The sequence below is a fragment of the Spirosoma taeanense genome, from assembly GCF_013127955.1.
Taxonomy (GTDB): Bacteria; Bacteroidota; Bacteroidia; order Cytophagales; family Spirosomataceae; genus Spirosoma; species Spirosoma taeanense.
Genome location: NZ_CP053435.1, coordinates 2,728,875 through 2,743,411 on the forward strand (window position 1 = coordinate 2,728,875; position 14,537 = coordinate 2,743,411).

A 14,537-nucleotide genomic window follows, 5' to 3' on the forward strand; every position below is an offset into this window, starting at 1 on the left:
CCTATCCGAACTGTACTATGAACCTTCTGAAAGCACCCCGCTGGCTAAGCCAGTTTAACTTCCCTTACGAGTCCTTCGAGACTATTCCGCCGTCAGTTTTTGAGACCATTAACCAGAATCTGGATAAGCTTCAGCATCCTGAACCACTGGTCAGTATTGTCATTCCTGCCTGGAACGAAGAAGTAAATATTCTCCGGAGTATTGCGTCCCTGGCTAAACTGAAAACAACCATTCCGGTGGAGATTCTGGTCGTCAACAACAACTCGACCGACCAGATGCAGAAAACGCTGGATCAGCTTCACGTCCGCTCAGTCTTTCAGCCAATTCAGGGCTGGGGACCCGCGCGACAGATGGGTCTGGAACAGGCACGAGGTAAGTATTTGCTGACGGCGGATGCCGATGGTATTTATCCGCCCGAATGGCTCAATGAAATGATGGCCGTCCTGCAGCAGCCGGGGGTGGTTTGTGCCTGTGGCCGCTACTCGTTTATTCCCTCGCCGGGGTTTCCGCGCTGGGTGCTGACGCTGCACGAAACGCTGAAAGACTGTCTGGCCGACGCCCGCCACCTGAAACGGCCGTACCTGAATGCCTACGGGATCAGCAACGGGTATGTTCGGGAATACGGCCTGAAAATCGGTTACGTCATGCGCAAAGTTCGGGGCGAGGACGGACGGATGTGCTTCGACATGATGCAGTACGGTAAGGTAAAGCAGGTCAGATCAGCAAAGGCCCGCGTCTGGACTGGCACCCGTACGCTGGAGAAAGATGGCAACGGAAGTTATTTCCGGGCGCTCTGGATAAAAGTAGGTATCGAGCTGCGCCGTCTGACCTGGTTGTTTGTGGCCCAGCAACCCCATGATACAAAAACGTCGCTGAATGAGTAGGGGAGTGGCGTTCGTCATCCTGCCTTTGCTGGTGATCCTGTCAGGCGTTGTATGCCGGGCGCAATGCAGTCAGGGCGCTATCATCTGCGAAACGTTCGGCAGTGGTCCTAAAGGTCCGCTGCCAACCGGGATAACGAATTTCACGTACCGATCCAGAGCCTGCCCGGACGATGGCGAATACACGGTGATAGATACCGTAGCCGGAACCTGCCACGGTCAGGCCTGGCATGCCGTATGGGAAGATCATACGCCGAACGATGGGCGAGGCAATATGCTGGTGGTGAACGCGTCTTATAAGCCCAGCGAATTTTATAGTCAGAAAGCCGTTGGGCTTTGTCCAGGCGTCATTTATGAGTTCTCCCTGTGGGTAATTAACCTGAACAACGTTCTGCTGCCCGGCGCCTGTGATGAATACCAGCTGCGCAATCCGGTTATCGCCATGCGGATTGAACAGCCCGATGGTACGCTTATCAATGAAGTGGTGCAGCCGGCTGTAGCCCGCACCCGAGCGCCGGTCTGGGTGCATCTATCCATGCGGTTTTCAATACCCACCAGCAGCAATGATATTGTCGTCAAGCTTATCAACAAAGGTCTTGGCGGCTGCGGCAACGATCTGGCCATCGACGACATTGGTTTTCGCCCGGTTCACCCAGATCTGTCCATTCGGTTTGCCCAGTCACCCGATGCTCAAACGACGGTATGCGCCGATACCCGCCTGACGCTCACCGTTGGCGTAGCTACTGGCTATATCAATCCGGTGTATAGATGGGAGCAAAGTCGGGATAACGTCAACTGGACAACCATACCCGGCGCCGAGCAGGCAACGTACACGATCAGGGCCGTTAAGCCAGGGCGTACGTACTACCGACTCCGGAATACCCAATCCATTAACGCAGCCGCCGTCGGTCGGGCCCAGTGTTCGACCGAATCGAACGTTCTGCTGGTGGACTGCATAGCGAATGCGCCGTTCAGTCTGGGCGCTGATCTGATCCTGTGTGAGGGGACCACTCAGTCGATACAGCCTTTAGAGCCGTTACCCGCTGGTACGACATTTATGTGGTCTGACCAGAGCAGGGGGGAGCAGTTAACGGTCGCCAAGTCGGGCACCTACTGGCTGGAAACCTCCCTGAACGGATGCCCGTACCGGGACAGTATCGAGGTCGAATCGCCAAACTGTCGCTTAGAGGAACTATACGTCCCCGATGCGTTTTCGCCCAATAACGACAACTACAATGACCAGTTGGTCGTCCGGCATCCCGGTGCGTTTATAACCTTTACGTTTCGGATTTATGACCGCTGGGGCAGTCCGATCTTTTTAAGCCATCAGCTCGACCAAACCTGGGACGGCACCTTCCAGAACCGCCCCTGCACCGAGGGCGTTTACGCCTGGACGGCTGATTACCGGGTTTTAAATCCGTTGCATGGTGAGCAGCACGTAATCAGGAGCGGTCGGGTTCTGCTGGTTCGGTAATAGGAAAGCAGTTGAGAGAAAGCAACAATCAGGCAAACAGAGTGGGTCTTCAGGGAGCATCTGACCCGTTTAGAAAAAAAACGGCGATTACGTTGTATCTTATTTTTTTACCACCTTGCTTTGTGAGACAAAGTACTTTATAATTGTCTGATATAGGACAGGATTAAAGCGCTAACAGACTATTGGCAAATACCTGAAAATGCTATCGGGAGAGGCTATGAACGTAAACGGAGCAATAAATTCCCGTACAGAAGATAAACCATAATCACTTAATTAACTGTCTTATGAAAGACGAGATTCTGTCAAATTTAGACAATCCCGGACAGCTTGAACGGTTGTACAGGGCCGACAAACCAACGTTTAAGCGAGCGTTTAACACGTTGTATGCCGAACGTAAAGACAATAGTCTGCTTAGCTTTTGGCATGAGCGGCTGAATTACACCAGCGAAGAAATTTCCTGGGGGACCAGTCAGGATTTGACCTTTGTGCTTATGGCCTCGCTCGTGGCAGGTCTGATTGCAAAGCTGCCCGTTTTTTTAGGTCTGAACGAAGAGTTTTTCTTTTCCAGGAATATTGGCTTCATCATTTTCCCGATGCTGTCAGCCTATTTCGCTTGGAAGAATAATTTATCAACGCGTAAAATCGCTTTTATAGGGGGCACAACCCTCCTTGCTCTGCTTTTTATCAATTACTTACCGAACAGCCCGAAAAGTGATACGCTGGTTCTATCCTGCATTCATCTGCTGCTGTTCCTGTGGTCAATTCTGGGTTTTGCTTTTGTTGGTGGGATTAAAAACAACGATGAGAAACGGCTCGGCTATTTAAGGTATAATGGCGATTTGATTGTTATGACGACACTCATCCTGATTTCGGGGGCAATCATGACCGGTGTAACCATCGGGCTTTTTGAACTGATTGGACTGGATATTAAAAAATTCTATTTTGAAAATATTGTCATTTTCGGCCTTCCTGCTGCGCCAATTTTAGGCACGTATCTAACCCAGACCAATCCGCAACTGGTCGGTAAGGTGTCACCGGTAATTGCCAGACTATTCAGCCCGCTGGTACTGGTGATGCTGGTGATTTATCTCGTAGCGATAGTTTATTCCGGGAAGGACCCCTATAACGACCGGGAGTTTCTGCTGATTTTCAATGCACTGCTGATTGGCGTGATGGCCATTATCTTCTTTTCGGTTGCGGAAACGTCCAGGATAACAAAAAGCCAGACCGAAGTCTGGGTTCTTTTTCTGCTGTCTGTGGTAACTATACTGGCTAATGGAGTTGCGCTGTCGGCTATTCTGTTCCGTATTTCCGAATGGGGCATCACGCCCAATAGAGTTGCGGTGCTGGGTGGTAATGTCTTGATACAGATAAATCTTCTGCTGGTGACGGCCCAACTGTTCAGAGTACTTTCGCGGAAGGCCGACATAGCTCAGGTTGGGAAAGCCATTGCTTCCTACCTGCCGGTTTATTGCTTGTGGACAGTTGTCGTGACCTTTTTATTCCCGTTCCTGTTTGAGTTCAACTAACTAGGCAGGGACAGATCGGGTAATGGAACCAGCTCTTTTTTTACGTCAAAACTTTGTAATGCAAAGTTCTTTAAGTGTGGTGCAAAAAAGCTTACTTGTGCATCTGCTTACAGACCAACGGCACTCAATTCCTGAACGGCCAAAAGCGAATTTTAATCAGGAGAAATCAATAGTTAAAACCCAGTTACGTAAACAGAAATAACCATGCAGAACACGTTAAGTATTGGAAATATAGCCAGCTCGCTATTCGGTATAGTTTTTCTGGCGATTGGCGTAGTGAATACATTTTGGGGGAACGACCCTGGTTTCGGGATTTTTATCGTTTTACTTTCATTCGTTTATTTCCCACCGGCGAATGCGATTCTCAAGAGAGTGACTGGTTTCTCGATTCCGTTGACCGTAAAGGTCATTCTGGGGCTTTTTATTCTCTGGGCAGCGTTAGGCGTGGGTGAATTGTTCGATAAGATCGAGTTGATGAAGATGAGTTTTTGATACCATATTCATGACTTTCTAGACTGATTACTATCTTCTCAGACAAAAAGGAAATTGCTGTCTTTACAAACATGCACGTCAACAAGACCATGCTGATCGAAGAGTGTAATTATCATAATGTCCCAAATCCGACAAAGAATGTCCTAAATCCGATAGTTGGCTAAATTAACAGTTATTGATATTTGATGCTGTGATTTACCCTTAACTAATCAACAATGGATTTTAAAGACCACATCAAGCAACTGGGCGACCGTGTCACACGCCTGAAAGATTCCATTCTAACTGAAGAAGCTACAAAGACGGCACTTGTTATGCCCTTTTTAAATGTACTGGGCTACGATGTTTTTAATCCCTTTGAAGTTGTTCCTGAGTTCATCTCCGACATTGGCACCAAAAAAGGTGAAAAGGTAGATTATGCCATAATGCGCGAAGAGAACGGCCACGCTGAGCCTTGCATGCTCATGGAATGTAAACACTGGAAGCAGTCCCTCACTTTACATGACAATCAACTCCTGCGATACTTCCACGTTACGAAAGCTCGCTTTGGCATCTTGACAAATGGTATAATCTATCGCTTCTATACCGATCTGGAAGAGCCTAATAAGATGGATCAAAAGCCCTTTCTAGAGGTGAATATGCTTGATCTGCGGGACAATCAAGTCGAGGAGCTAAAGAAGTTTAGTAAGCCCTACTTTAACGTTGATGATATTATCTCAACGGCCAGTGAGCTAAAGTACACAGGCGAGCTAAAGTCAATTATTCACCAGGAAATGACCAATCCGTCGGACACCTTAGTGAGGCACTTTGCCAAGCAGGTTTATGGAGGGCAGTTGAACCAGCGAATGATGGAGTACTTTACTAACCTGGTCCGCAAGTCCTTTCAGCATACATTTTCTGACCAGATCACCGATCGGCTAAAAACAGCGCTCGTCCAGGAAGAACTAACCGTTCAGCCTACGACCACTGACCCAACTCCTGCCCCCACCAGTCAGGAGAAGGAGGGGCCAGTTATTAACACCACTGCTGAGGAACTTGAGGGCTTCTACATCATCCGCTCTATCTTGCGTCCACACGTCGAAGCTTCTCGAATCGTGCATCGCGACGCGCAGAGTTACTTCGCCGTTTTACTTGACGACAATAACCGCAAGACGCTCTGCCGCCTACACTTTAATGGACAAAAGAAGTACATCGGCATTCTTGATAGTGATAAGCGCGAGACGCGTCAGGAGATTAATTCCCTTGATGATATCTACAAGTATTCCGAGCAGTTGCTCGCTACACTCAGTGGGCTAATAAAGGGTAAAGGCGGGGAGTAGTCCAGCAGCTTCGGTAATAGTGACATTGATGCCAGCGGCACCTGCCGTCAACATACTGATAAGCAGATGTACTATAGGAAAGGCTATAAGGGATAACGTTGACCACAGCACAATATTCTAAATGCCATTTTTGTAGCAAAAGCTGTACCCAAGAAGTAAAAAAGCACTTACATAAAATTGTAAGTGCTTCATCTGTAACCATTTGTGTGACCACGGGGAGACTCGAACTCCCATGCCTTGCAGCACCACCCCCTCAAGATGGCGTGTCTACCAGTTTCACCACGTGGCCAATCCCTGATTGCGGGTGCAAATATAGCCGTTTGGTCATATTGTGCAAAATGCCTAGCTTAATCTTTTTCCTTTTCGGGCTCGTATAGCCCAAAAATGGCCAAAAATTCGTATCTTTATCCTTCTAAAACATCCCTAACAGTCATTCATCATGGCCTTAGAAATAGTCGGAAAATTGATAAAAGTTCTGCCCGAAGTAAATGGTCAGAGCCAGAAAGGACCCTGGAGCAAGCAAGAGTTCGTTATTGAAACCTTAGAAGCGCAGTACCCCAAGAAAGTGTGCATGACCGCCTGGGGCGAAAAAGTAAATGATCTGAAACAGTTTGCTGAAGGCGATACGCTGAAAGCAACGTTCAGCGCCGAATCGCGGGAGTATAACGAGCGCTGGTACACGGAGCTGCGGGCCTTCCGGATCGAACTGGCTGAAGGTGGTGATTCGGCTGCTGCTTATTCGGCACCGTCCCGCCCGGCACAGGCACCGACCGAAGCACCCCGTTCGCGTCCGGCTCAGCAAAGCCAGCCCGCTGCGGTTCCCTTCAATACGTCTTTCGACGATGAAAGCAACGATCTGCCGTTTTAAGTAATGAGCGGTCTAATGAAAAAGGGAGAAAGGATTCACATCCTTTCTCCCTTTTTCTCTGGTGGTGATTCGGCTGGGATTCGAACCCAGGACCCATACATTAAAAGTGTATTGCTCTACCAGCTGAGCTACCAAATCAGGCGAGCGGGTTGTCTATATATGAACGAACCGTATTCGGTAATTGTGGTGCAAAATTATAGCCTTCATTGGTTCAATGCAAGCCCTACGTCTTAAAATAAGCCTATTTTTTTGTTTTCTGACCAGCTTTCTAACAGCCTCGGCGGTAACGCCCGCCGATATTCGCCGGGCAGATTCGCTGTTTGCGGCTGGCGCTCAGACGGATGCAGCGGCCCTGTTTGAGACGGCCCTGGCTGAGGGCCACACCGCCACTGATGCCATGCTGCTAAAACTCGCCAGTACCTATGAGCGGCAGAATGACGTTCCCCGGCTGTTGTATTACCTGCAGGTTTATTTTGACCGTCACCCCGACGATGCGGTGTTACGTCGGATGAACGACATTGCCCGCGCTAACAACCTCAATGGCTACGAAACCGACGATCTGAATTATTTCTATCTCTTTTATAAAAAATACGGCATCTATTTTCTGTTATTTCTGATCCTGCCCGCCGGTTATGCATTTGGGGTACTGATGGTGAAGCTGCTGCGAAAAGTGCCTATTCCTCAGCGTCAGAAGTGGGTATTGCTTTTTTACCTGATCGGCCTGTTGCTGTTCGTCAATCTGCCCGAGAGTGTGCAGTCGGGTATTACGAGCCATGACCGGGTCCTGCTCCGCACCAATCCGTCAGCAGCCGCGCCGGTAGCTGAGGTGATTGGCCGGGGGCATAAAGTCAACATATTCGGCAGCCGCGATATCTATCTGCGTGTTCTCTGGAACAACGAAGTCTACTACATTCGGCGCGACAATGTGTGGGTAATTTAAAGAGTGAAATAGCGAATGAGTGAAAGAGTGATTCGGGGCATTGGTGATTGGGCGAAAGAGCGATTGAGTGAATTGCTGCGCTACACTCCTTATCCCGCAAATCGCTTCCCAACCCACTCAATCGCTCTTTCACTAATTCACTCTTTCGCTCATTTCTTCAGCGGTGAGTCTTTCTCTTTGGCGAGCGTGTTGAAAACGAGCTTGTCGGCCAGACCGGGCAGCAGCTTGTTGACCAGAACGGTTAGTTTGCCTTGTGTCGTCAGGATCAGTTCCCGCTTACGGGCTTTTACGGCGCGTAGAATATGGTCGGCGCATTCTTCGGCGCTCATCATCGAGCCTTCATCCCGAACGGTTTCGCCGGTAACCTGCCCGTGTGCGTCGAGGGCGGAGTAACGAATGTTAGAGGTCGTAAAACCAGGGCAGGCCGTCAGCACGTGAACGCCCGAATGCAGCAGCTCGGTCCGGACCGCTTCCAAAAATCCGTTCATGGCAAATTTTGACGCTGAGTAGCCGCTCCGTACCGGTAAACCCCGATACCCGGCAATGGACGATATACCCACGATGGAGCCTTTGGCTTGCTGAATATAAGGCAGGGCATAGCGCGTCGCGTAAACCGTCCCCATGAAATTAACGTCCATCACCTTCTGAATGACCGCCGGATCAGTGTCCACCAGCATCGAACGCATGGTGATACCGGCGTTGTTGACCAGGATATCCAGCCGGCCAAAGCGGGCAATCGTCTGTTCGATAAGCTGCTTTACGTCGGCTTCAATGCTTACGTCGGCGGTGAGGGCCAGTACGGTAATGCCCGCCTGACGGAGTTCGTCGCTAACCTGCTGAAGCGCATCGGCTTTACGGGCGCAGATAACGATGTGGGCACCTTCGCGGCCAAAGGCGAAAGCCAGCGCTTTGCCAATGCCGGACGAGGCCCCGGTAATGAGTACAATCTTATCCTTCATAATCGTGGCCGCGAAGATAAGCGATTGGCCGAATTAGTTGGCGTGGCCGATTTTTGCTACGCCGATTAATTCCCGGCTTCATAACTCACCGGATCAGGGTGACGGGGCCTTTTAATGTGCGTTTGCTCGTCGTCAGGAGATAGTAATACGTACCAGCGGGGTCATCGGTACCGTACCACCGAAATTTGGGGTCTGAAGACGTAAAGACCGTGCGGCCGTATCGATTTGTGATGACAACCGTTTTGAACTGTTCAGAACAGGCGTTTTCCGGCAGGTCTTTTACCGCAAAATAATCGTTGATACCGTCGTTATTCGGCGTGAACACGTTTGGAACTTTGATGTCGGCGTTTACCGATGGGTCGCGCAGGCGGAACGTAACGGTGGTGGTATCGGTGTGATTAGGCTGGCAGGAGCGGTCGTCGGCCACAAAATCAACCACAAAGAGGGCTTCTGTTCTTCCCGCCATCAGCTCGCAGGTCGGTTTCCAGCCAAAAGGGGTTTGCAGCATGACTTTGCCAGTTTTGTTCGTGAACGTCATCCCCGCGGCCTTTATGTCGAACCCTCGTCCAATGGCCGTCAGTCCGATGGTGTCCAGGTCTGCGTCGTCACCAATCACGGTAAATGTACTGCTGCCGGTTGAGTCGCTCGCGCCAACCAGCATATCGACCACCGGCTGAGGCAGGGTCGTCCGGACGGTGGGCGGGCGGCTTGGCAGGCCAACAGCCGCGAGATTAACCGTCACGGTGTCGCGCAGGTTGCGGTTGCAGCGGGTATCCGTAACGATGAAATCGACGAGATAGGCCGACCGCGTCGCGTCGGTGCAGGTTGGCTTCCAGGTAAAGGCCTGCGATACTTTGCCAGCGCCCGAAGCCGAACCGAAACTCATGCCTGCCTGGGCCAGGTTGAAGCCGCGCCCTACGGCCTGGATGGTGATGTTGTCATTATCCGGGTCGGCACCGAAGGCCGTGAACGAGAGCGACGACCCAACCGTTACGCGGGCGAGGTTATTGGCCAGGTTGGTGCTGGCCACTGGCTTGCCGTTCGGGGAAGGAATCACATTCAGCCGGATCGTGAGCGTATCGCTCAGTCCCTGCGGACAGCCTTCGTCGGTAGCCCGGATCATCAGCGTAAAGGGCTTGCCGTCGCCCCCCACACATTCGCCAAAACAAAATTTAGCCTGCAGCGTATCGTGCGCCGTCCGGGTAAGCAACTGGCCGGGGTTAAGCGTCAGGCCCGGCAGGGAACCGCTCATGTTGATGATCTGAATCCGCTGGTTCGGGTTGGGGTCGGTTACGTAGAGGTTGAGGCAGTTTGTGTCTTTCTCCGTGATCGTGATGACGGTGTTTTCGGCGTAAAACCCTTTCTGTCCATCGGCCCGGAACAGCAGTCTGGGCGGATCATTTTTGGGACAGTCAACAACCAGAATCTGGTAATCACGCCGGACCCGCCCGATGGCTTTTCCCTGCCGGTATTCGACCACTTCAACCGAAAAAACGTGGAGACCGGTTTTGTTAGGCGTTACGGTCAGCAAACCCGTTCGGGCATTCACGCGCAGGGGTTGGGTACCGGGAACTTCATTGGCTACCGAAACACCGGTTATCCAGCTAATCAGCGAGTAAGGACCCGCGTAGAACGTGGGCGGGTTAAACTGGTTCAGGGCACCGGGATTCGGCACACCTTTGGTGCTGAACCCATTGTAGGGTGTTACCAGCGTATAAGTTAGACTGTCGCCGTCGGCATCTTTGGCGCTAAAATCAAGACTGAACGGCTGACCGATGCAGGCATAATCCCCCCGGGGAATGGCAAAAACCGGCGAGGAATTGTTGACGCTCGCCTGCCCGTTCCGGATGGCGGGAAATTCCAGATAGAACGTAGAACCGGCATCGCCCGGACTCTGAATGTTGACTATACTCCCGTTCCGGCAACAGCGCTCCCAGGACAGATAATACCCGCCAGGATCGTTGAAAATATTTGGGTCGAGCGTCAGGTCCGTGCTGTGGCGAATAAGCCGCGTGCGCAGGTAGGCCGTCTGGCAGGTCGTGTTGGTGTAGGGAACGTACTGGCTGCTCACCCGCAGCAGAGGAACGTACCCGATGAGCTGATTGGTCCGTTTAGAGAAAATACCAACCGTGACCCGCCCGTCGTCGGCTCCCTGATCGCCGTTAACGTCATCGAAATATAGATTCAGGTTGATGCGGTGCGTATACGTACTCTGCGTGCCGAGGTAGCGCAATTCCAGTTCTCCGCCAACAATATGCGTTGCACTCACCATCCGACTGATTACCAGCAGAAAGCCAGTTAATCCCACCATCCAGCAACGCCTACGGTACATGTCAATCATACAAGGAAACGGTTCAGTATTGGGGCCGTCCGAAAAGGACTGCTTAAATTAGCGGTTTTTTCGGACACTCATGCGTAGAAAGAGTCATAAAGCACCCGAACGGTTGCAGAACGTCGTCATTGATGCCGTTGCCGCCGAAGGGAAGTGTATCGTCCGTACCGATGAGGGCGTTATTTTCGTCGAAAACCCTACCGGTGGGCCGGGTGTAGCCCCGGGCGACGTGGTGGATTTGCGGGTTACGAATCGCAAAAAACAGTACCGCGAAGCCGTAGCCGAGCACATTCGCGAGCGTTCGCCGATACGTACTGAGCCCTTCTGCGAGCACTTCGGTACCTGCGGAGGCTGCAAATGGCAGCATATTCGCTACGACGAACAACTGCGGTTCAAGCACCAGCAGGTAGTCGATCACCTGACGCGTATTGGGAAGGTGGACCTGCCCGAAATCCGGCCTATTCTGGCCGCCCATCCGACCCAGTATTACCGGAACAAACTCGAATTTACCTGTGCGGAAGGGCGCTGGCTGACCCAGGCCGAAGCTGCTACCCACGAACCCATGGACCCCCGCGCGGTGGGCTTTCACGTGCCGGGGCGCTTCGACAAGGTGCTGCCAATTCGTCACTGCTACCTTCAGCCCGACCCGTCCAACGCCATTCGGCTGGCCGTAAACGATTATGTCTTCCGGCATGACCTGACGTTGTATAACCTGAAAGCCCATACTGGTTTTCTCCGAACACTCATCATCCGTACAGCCGACACTACGCAGCAACTGATGGTAACGTTGCAGGTAGCGCAGGATAATCCCGAACTGCTGGCTGGGCTGATGAATTTTCTGCAGACGACGTTCCCCCAGATTACGTCGCTGAACTATATCCTGAACACCAAGAAGAATGACAGTTATCAGGATCAGGAGGTTGTCAATTGGTCGGGGATGCCCTATATCGAGGAGCAGATGGACGATGGCAGCGGGACGCCACTAACCTTCCGCGTGGGGCCGAAATCATTTTACCAGACCAATGCGCAACAGGCGTTTAACCTGTACAAGATCACCCGCGACTGGGCCGGACTAACGGGTCAGGAACGCGTCTACGACCTCTACACGGGCACGGGCACCATTGCGCTGTTCGTTGCCCGACGGGCCAAAGAAGTGATTGGAGTTGAATATGTCGAAGCATCCGTGGCCGACGCTCGCGTCAATGCGCAGGTAAACAACATCACCAATGCCAGCTTCTACGCGGGCGATATGCGCGACATTCTGACCGACGACTTTTTTGACCAGCATGGCCGACCGGATGTGGTCATTACCGATCCCCCGCGGGCGGGTATGGACGAGGCCGTTACGCGCCAGCTCCTGAAAGCGGCTCCTAGCCGGATCGTTTACGTAAGCTGCAACACCGCCACCCAGGCGCGTGATCTGGGCATACTGGATGAAGGCTACCGCGTGGCCGACGTGCGACCCGTCGATATGTTCCCACACACACACCACGTCGAGAACGTAGTGCTGCTGACGAGAAGAGACTAATGATTAGTCTCTTGTAAAAACGCCAAAGGGTGTACGTATTCCAGACGGAGCTACGTACACCCTTTGGCGTTTCTTAAGTTACGCCTTAAAATGGCGTTTCCTGACTCGGGTCGGCATGGCCGAAGTTGGAGAGATTGTTGGCCTTGCTTTTAAAGACGCTGCCCGCCGAGGGTTGCGGTGCGTCGAAGCTGCTCAGTCCGTTAACGTCGGGCGCAAAGCCCTGCGTGGGTATCGGCTCGAAGTAGGTATCGAGGTCGCAGAATTTCGTGAATTTGTTGATGAACCGGAGCTGGATCGTGTCGAGCGAACCGCTTCGGTTTTTGGCAATAATTACTTCGCCGATGCCCGCGGTTGAGTTGCCGTTTTCATCCTGCGTAATGTTGTAATATTCCGGACGATAGAGGAAGCAGACCATATCGGCGTCCTGCTCAATAGATCCCGATTCCCGAAGGTCGGATAATTGGGGTTTTTTGTCGCCCCCGCGGGTTTCGACGGCCCGGCTTAGCTGGGATAAAGCAATGACCGGTACGTTCAGTTCCTTGGCGAGGTTCTTCAGTGCCCGCGAAATCGAAGCAATCTCCTGTTCACGGTTGCCGCCCGCGCGCCCGGACGTATCGCCCGACATGAGCTGGAGATAGTCAATAACGACCATCTGGATGTCGTGCTGCGCTTTCAGACGGCGGCATTTGGCCCGCAGTTCCAGAATGGATAGGGCAGGGGTATCGTCAATAAAGATCGGAGCCTCCGTGAGCCGCTGGATCTTGTGGTGCAGCTGCGTCCACTCGTGCGGAGCCAGCGTACCTTTCCGGATCTTCTCCGAATCAATTTCGGCTTCGGCCGAGATAAGCCGGTTGACCAACTGCACTGACGACATCTCCAGCGAGAAAATAGCGACGGGTTTACCGTGGTCAACAGCTGCGTTACGTAGGGCGCTCACGACAAAGGCTGTTTTACCCATGGCGGGTCGGGCGGCCAGAATAATCAGTTCGGTTGGCTGCCAGCCCGACGTAACGCGGTCGAGGTTGGTGAAACCCGATGGAACACCCGTCAGACCTTCCTGGTTCTTTTTCGTTTCCAGTTCATTGAGCGCCATCCGGACGATGGTGCTCATGTCGGCGTAATTCTTCTTGATGTTCGATTCCGAAATCTTGAAGAGCGACTGTTCGGTGCGGTCGAGGAGTTCGAATACGTCGGTGGTATCCTCGTAGGCGTCGCGCAGAATCGTGGACGACATCGCAATCAGGGCGCGTTTGAGCGCCTGCTCTGACACAATCCGGGCGTGGTACTCAATGTTGGCCGCCGAGTTGACCCGGAACGTCAGCTCCGATACGAAACCACCCCCGCCAACCAGTTCGATTTCGCCCGTCTTACGAAGCTGCTGCGTAACGGTGAGCAGGTCGATCGGATCAGAGTTGCCAAACAGCGTCAGGATAGCGTTGTAGATACGCTGGTGGGCCTCTTTATAGAACGTTTCTGGTTTGAGAATATCAACAACCGAGGAAAGGGCATCTTTCTCAATCATCAGCGCCCCCAGCACCGCTTCTTCAAGATCAAGCGCCTGCGGGGGTAATTTGCCAAGGCCCGTATCAAGCCAGTGGTTACCGGCCTGCTGACGACCTCCGGCAAAGGCCGACGGTTTACGAAGGTGCTGGTTGGGGCGTGCGTTGTTCTCCATCTCTTACTGCAAGTTTACGCAATATGACCCGCATGAGGCAAGCCCCTTCCGCCCGGCTCCGGAGCCGGTGACTGAAAAAACACCCGTAACATTCTGGTAATGTTGACGCTACCCCACCGAAAAATTTTTCGGTTTTTTAAGCAACGCTGGCGGAGCATTTTGACGTACATAGTACTGAAATGCGTAGGAGGCTGTGTGTCAGAAAGGTAGCAATTTTTTAATATAAAATAGGGTAGCTACAGGATGGATGCAGATTAAAAAATTTGCGTTAGCTAAAATGAAGAAATTTCTCTTTTAAAAACGCGCAAATGGCCGTTTCTTGGCTAAGAAATTCCAATAATCCTGCTTGCAGAGCGTTCAGGCATCAAGACAGTTACGGTCTTTGTCCAGGCTGGTTGGTTCTGTCGCCACTGGATGTCTGCTCGCAACGGATTCTCCTGCCTGATACCCGCCGGTGGTCTATCGCCGATAACCTTGTTTCAACCTGAGTACGTAGTGCCTCTGCATCACACCCGATACAGACAGAATGGGTTATGCGGCTGC

The 14,537-nt window shown here is 52.0% G+C and carries 11 protein-coding genes and 2 tRNA genes; 8 read left to right on the forward strand and 5 right to left on the reverse strand.

Translation table 11 applies throughout. The features are described from left to right. Window positions 1-17 precede the first annotated feature (17 nt). From HNV11_RS11470 to HNV11_RS11490, 5 genes are all read left to right on the forward strand, one after another. Window positions 18-884: a glycosyltransferase family 2 protein gene (locus HNV11_RS11470; protein ID WP_171739797.1), complete on the forward strand. Its 867-nt coding sequence runs from the start codon at window positions 18-20 to the stop codon at window positions 882-884. After that, on the forward strand, window positions 877-2,355 hold the full coding sequence (locus tag HNV11_RS11475; RefSeq protein WP_171739798.1) for a T9SS type B sorting domain-containing protein: 1,479 nt from the start codon (window positions 877-879) through the stop codon (window positions 2,353-2,355). The genes HNV11_RS11470 and HNV11_RS11475 overlap by 8 nt, the downstream gene beginning before the upstream one ends. 284 nt (window positions 2,356-2,639) lie before the next feature. After that, the gene (locus tag HNV11_RS11480) at window positions 2,640-3,884 is read left to right on the forward strand and encodes a hypothetical protein (RefSeq protein WP_171739799.1); all 1,245 of its coding nucleotides are present in this window, start codon (window positions 2,640-2,642) and stop codon (window positions 3,882-3,884) included. Between the two features lie 204 nt (window positions 3,885-4,088). Next, window positions 4,089-4,376, forward strand: coding sequence for a hypothetical protein (locus tag HNV11_RS11485; RefSeq protein ID WP_171739800.1), 288 nt, complete (start codon window positions 4,089-4,091; stop codon window positions 4,374-4,376). A gap of 215 nt (window positions 4,377-4,591) precedes the next feature. Next, window positions 4,592-5,692, forward strand: coding sequence for a type I restriction endonuclease (locus HNV11_RS11490; RefSeq protein WP_171739801.1), 1,101 nt, complete (start codon window positions 4,592-4,594; stop codon window positions 5,690-5,692). A 207-nt stretch (window positions 5,693-5,899) separates the two neighbouring features. On the opposite strand, the gene HNV11_RS11495 is transcribed toward HNV11_RS11490, so the two are convergent. Continuing rightward, window positions 5,900-5,981 (reverse strand) — tRNA-Leu (locus HNV11_RS11495). Between the two features lie 150 nt (window positions 5,982-6,131). On the opposite strand from HNV11_RS11495, the gene HNV11_RS11500 reads away from it, so the two are divergent. Then, window positions 6,132-6,560: a DUF3127 domain-containing protein gene (locus HNV11_RS11500; RefSeq protein WP_171739802.1), complete on the forward strand. Its 429-nt coding sequence runs from the start codon at window positions 6,132-6,134 to the stop codon at window positions 6,558-6,560. Between the two features lie 62 nt (window positions 6,561-6,622). Here the strand turns inward: HNV11_RS11500 and HNV11_RS11505 are convergent. Next, window positions 6,623-6,698, reverse strand: a tRNA-Lys gene (locus HNV11_RS11505). A gap of 76 nt (window positions 6,699-6,774) precedes the next feature. Between HNV11_RS11505 and HNV11_RS11510 the strand changes: the two genes are divergently transcribed. Further along, window positions 6,775-7,500 (forward strand): hypothetical protein, encoded by a 726-nt coding sequence (locus HNV11_RS11510; RefSeq protein WP_240163946.1) that lies wholly within the window; start codon window positions 6,775-6,777, stop codon window positions 7,498-7,500. A gap of 149 nt (window positions 7,501-7,649) precedes the next feature. Here the strand turns inward: HNV11_RS11510 and HNV11_RS11515 are convergent, their stop codons facing one another. Beyond that, window positions 7,650-8,459 (reverse strand): SDR family oxidoreductase, encoded by an 810-nt coding sequence (locus tag HNV11_RS11515; protein ID WP_171739803.1) that lies wholly within the window; start codon window positions 8,457-8,459, stop codon window positions 7,650-7,652. 85 nt (window positions 8,460-8,544) lie between these two features. Then, window positions 8,545-10,800, reverse strand: coding sequence for a T9SS type B sorting domain-containing protein (locus HNV11_RS11520; RefSeq protein ID WP_171739804.1), 2,256 nt, complete (start codon window positions 10,798-10,800; stop codon window positions 8,545-8,547). A gap of 70 nt (window positions 10,801-10,870) precedes the next feature. Between HNV11_RS11520 and rlmD the strand changes: the two genes are divergently transcribed. Further along, window positions 10,871-12,319 (forward strand): 23S rRNA (uracil(1939)-C(5))-methyltransferase RlmD, encoded by a 1,449-nt coding sequence (gene rlmD, locus HNV11_RS11525; protein WP_171739805.1) that lies wholly within the window; start codon window positions 10,871-10,873, stop codon window positions 12,317-12,319. A gap of 85 nt (window positions 12,320-12,404) precedes the next feature. Here the strand turns inward: rlmD and dnaB are convergent, their stop codons facing one another. After that, window positions 12,405-13,994, reverse strand: a complete 1,590-nt coding sequence (gene dnaB / locus HNV11_RS11530) for a replicative DNA helicase (RefSeq protein ID WP_171739806.1) — start codon at window positions 13,992-13,994, stop codon at window positions 12,405-12,407. Window positions 13,995-14,537: the final 543 nt, after the last annotated feature.

Excerpts from the sequence above, each read along its gene's own strand:
- HNV11_RS11470 (WP_171739797.1), top strand. The coding sequence starts at position 18 with ATGAACCTTCTGAAAGCACCCCGCTGGCTAAGCCAGTTTAACTTCCCT.
- HNV11_RS11475 (WP_171739798.1), top strand. The coding sequence starts at position 877 with ATGAGTAGGGGAGTGGCGTTCGTCATCCTGCCTTTGCTGGTGATCCTG.
- HNV11_RS11480 (WP_171739799.1), top strand. The coding sequence starts at position 2,640 with ATGAAAGACGAGATTCTGTCAAATTTAGACAATCCCGGACAGCTTGAA.
- HNV11_RS11485 (WP_171739800.1), top strand. The coding sequence starts at position 4,089 with ATGCAGAACACGTTAAGTATTGGAAATATAGCCAGCTCGCTATTCGGT.
- HNV11_RS11490 (WP_171739801.1), top strand. The coding sequence starts at position 4,592 with ATGGATTTTAAAGACCACATCAAGCAACTGGGCGACCGTGTCACACGC.
- HNV11_RS11500 (WP_171739802.1), top strand. The coding sequence starts at position 6,132 with ATGGCCTTAGAAATAGTCGGAAAATTGATAAAAGTTCTGCCCGAAGTA.
- HNV11_RS11510 (WP_240163946.1), top strand. The coding sequence starts at position 6,775 with ATGCAAGCCCTACGTCTTAAAATAAGCCTATTTTTTTGTTTTCTGACC.
- HNV11_RS11515 (WP_171739803.1), bottom strand. The coding sequence starts at position 8,459 with ATGAAGGATAAGATTGTACTCATTACCGGGGCCTCGTCCGGCATTGGC.
- HNV11_RS11520 (WP_171739804.1), bottom strand. The coding sequence starts at position 10,800 with ATGATTGACATGTACCGTAGGCGTTGCTGGATGGTGGGATTAACTGGC.
- rlmD (WP_171739805.1), top strand. The coding sequence starts at position 10,871 with ATGCGTAGAAAGAGTCATAAAGCACCCGAACGGTTGCAGAACGTCGTC.
- dnaB (WP_171739806.1), bottom strand. The coding sequence starts at position 13,994 with ATGGAGAACAACGCACGCCCCAACCAGCACCTTCGTAAACCGTCGGCC.